The sequence below is a fragment of the Corynebacterium sp. genome (assembly GCF_030535495.1).
Lineage (GTDB): Bacteria > Actinomycetota > Actinomycetes > Mycobacteriales > Mycobacteriaceae > Corynebacterium.
Window position 1 is genome coordinate 1 of record NZ_JAUNRW010000102.1, and the last position, 2,609, is coordinate 2,609.

2 protein-coding genes are annotated in these 2,609 nt (G+C 67.5%); both read right to left on the reverse strand.

Annotation, left to right across the window (positions count from 1 at the left end):
* On the reverse strand, positions 1-1,502 hold a 1,502-nt coding region (ilvD, locus tag Q4F73_RS10405), incomplete at its 3' end, for a dihydroxy-acid dehydratase (protein ID WP_303359278.1).
* 27 nt (positions 1,503-1,529) lie between these two features.
* Positions 1,530-2,609: pyridoxal phosphate-dependent aminotransferase (locus Q4F73_RS10410; RefSeq protein ID WP_303359279.1), on the reverse strand; the 1,080-nt coding region annotated here is incomplete at its 5' end.

Below are 2,609 nucleotides of genomic sequence, written 5' to 3' on the forward strand. Positions count from 1 at the left end.
CCGCCGTCGACGGCTTCGGGGGAGACGTGGCCGATGCACAGGCCCGTGGAGCCGCCGGAGAAACGGCCGTCGGTAATGAGCAGCACATCTTTGCCGATCCCGGCACCCTTGATCGCACCGGTGATGGCCAGCATTTCCCGCATCCCGGGACCACCCTTGGGACCCTCGTAACGGATGATCACCACGTCACCCTTCTTCAGTTCTCCGTTGAGCACGGCATCCATCGCGGGTTGCTCCTGGTTGAAGACGCGGGCGGTGCCCTCGAAGACGTCGGCATCGAAGCCTGCTGTCTTGACCACCGCGCCCTCCGGGGCGAGGCTGCCCCGGAGGATGCTGAGTCCGCCCGTGGCATGCAGCGGATCACTGAGGGCGTGCAGGATGTGCCCGTCAGGGTCTGGGGGATTGACGTCCGCCAGGTTCTCGGCGACGGTGCGGCCGGTGACGGTCAGGCAGTTGCCGTTGATGAGGCCGGCGTCCAGAAGCGCGCGCATCACCACCGGAATCCCGCCGATGCGGAAGACGTCCGCCATGACGTAACGGCCGAAGGGTTTGAGGTCGGCGAGGTGGGGCACCTTGTCCGAGACATCGTTGAAGTCGTCGAGGGTGAGTGTCACCTCGGCCTCGCGGGCGATGGCCAGAAGATGCAGCACGGCGTTGGTGGAGCCGCCGAGCGCCATGACCACGGCCACGGCATTGAGCAGGGATTCGCGCGTGATGATGTCGCGGGCGGTGATACCGCGACGCAACAGCTCCACGACGGCCTCACCGGATCGCTGTGCGTGGACCACCCTGTCGCGGTGAACCGCCGGCGGCGCGGCGGAGCCGGGCAGGGACATGCCCATGGCCTCTGCTGCGGAGGCCATGGTGTTGGCCGTGTACATTCCGCCACAGGCACCTTCCCCGGGGCAGATGGCGCGCTCGATGACGTCGACGTCGTCCTGAGGCAGGGTCCCGGCACGGCAGGCCCCGACGGCCTCGAAGGCGTCGATAAGCGTGACCTCCTTCTCGCTGCCGTCGGCGAAGCGTGCGGTGCCGGGCATGGTGGATCCGTTGTAGAGGAAGACGCTCGCCAGGTTGAGCCGGGCGGCTGCCATGAGCATGCCGGGGATGGACTTGTCGCAGCCGGCGAGGAGAACGGAGCCGTCGAGGCGTTCGGCGGACATGACCGTCTCCACCGAATCGGTGATGACCTCGCGGGAGACCAGCGAATAGTGCATGCCCTCATGCCCCATGGAGATGCCGTCGGACACCGAGATTGTGCCGAACTCCAGCGGATACCCGCCGGCACCGTGGACCCCGTTCTTGGCGTGTTCGGCCAACTTCTTCAGGGTGAGATTGCAGGGGGTGATTTCGTTCCACGAGGAGGCGACGCCGATCTGGGGTTTCTCCCAGTCCTTGTCGCTCATGCCCACGGCGCGCAGCATTCCGCGGGAGGCGGTCGACTCGAGCCCGTCGGTGACGTCTCGGGAACGGGGTTTCATGTCTGGTGTGGATGGCGTCATGACCCGAGTCTAGGTACCTGCCCGGTATCAGTGGTCGCCCAGCAGCTGCAGCCGCCTCACTCCTTCGCGCAGGGTCTCGTGGCGCTTGCCGAAGGCGAAACGAACCTTGGAACGCCACGGCTCCGGATCGTCACAGAAGACCTGCACCGGGATGGCGGCCACGCCGATCTTCTCGGGAAGCTGCAGGCAGAACTCCAGGCCGTCCTGCGCATCGCCGATATCGGCGATGACGAAGTAGGTGCCGAAGGTGTCGTGGACCCGCAGACCGGCGGAGCGCAGGCCCTCCACCAGGAGGTCGCGCCCGGCGGCCAGGTCTGTGACCATGTCGGCCAACCAGTCGCCCTCGTGGAGCAGCGCATGGGCGACCGCCGGCTGGAAGGGGGTGGCACCGACGTAGGACATGAACTGCTTGGCGGTGATGACGGCGTCGAGAAGCGGGGCGGGGGCCAGCGCCCACCCGGTCTTCCATCCGGTGACGTTCCACGACTTCGCCGCGGACGACACGGTGACGGTGCGCTCACGCATACCCGGAAGAGAGGCGACGGGAGTGTGGGGGACGTCAAAGAGCAGGTGCTCGTAGACCTCGTCGGACAGCACCAGGAGATCATGCTCCACGCACACGGCGGCCAGCTGCGTGAGCACTCCGGCGGAGAACACCGAGCCGGTGGGGTTGTGCGGGGAGTTGATGATGAGCATCGCGGTGTCGGCGGTGATCGCCGCGCGGACTGCGTCGATGTCGAGGGTCCAGGTGTCACCGTCGGGTACCAGGGACACGGCCACGCGGCGGGCACCGGCGAGGGCTATGGCGGCGGCGTAGGCGTCGTAGTAGGGCTCCAGGACGATGACCTCCGAGCCCGGCTCCACCAGTCCGAGGACCGCAGCGGAAATGGCCTCTGTGGCGCCGACGGTGATGAGGACCTCCGACTCAGGGTCGTACGTCACGCCGTGGTCACGCTGGCGTTGGGCGGCAACGGCCTCCCGGAGTACCGGCAACCCCCGGCCGGGCCCGTACTGGTTGTTGCCGGCCCGGATCTGCTCGGCGGCGATCTCCAGCATGCGGGGTGGGCCGTCGGAGTCGGGGAAACCCTGTCCGAGGTTGACGGCGTC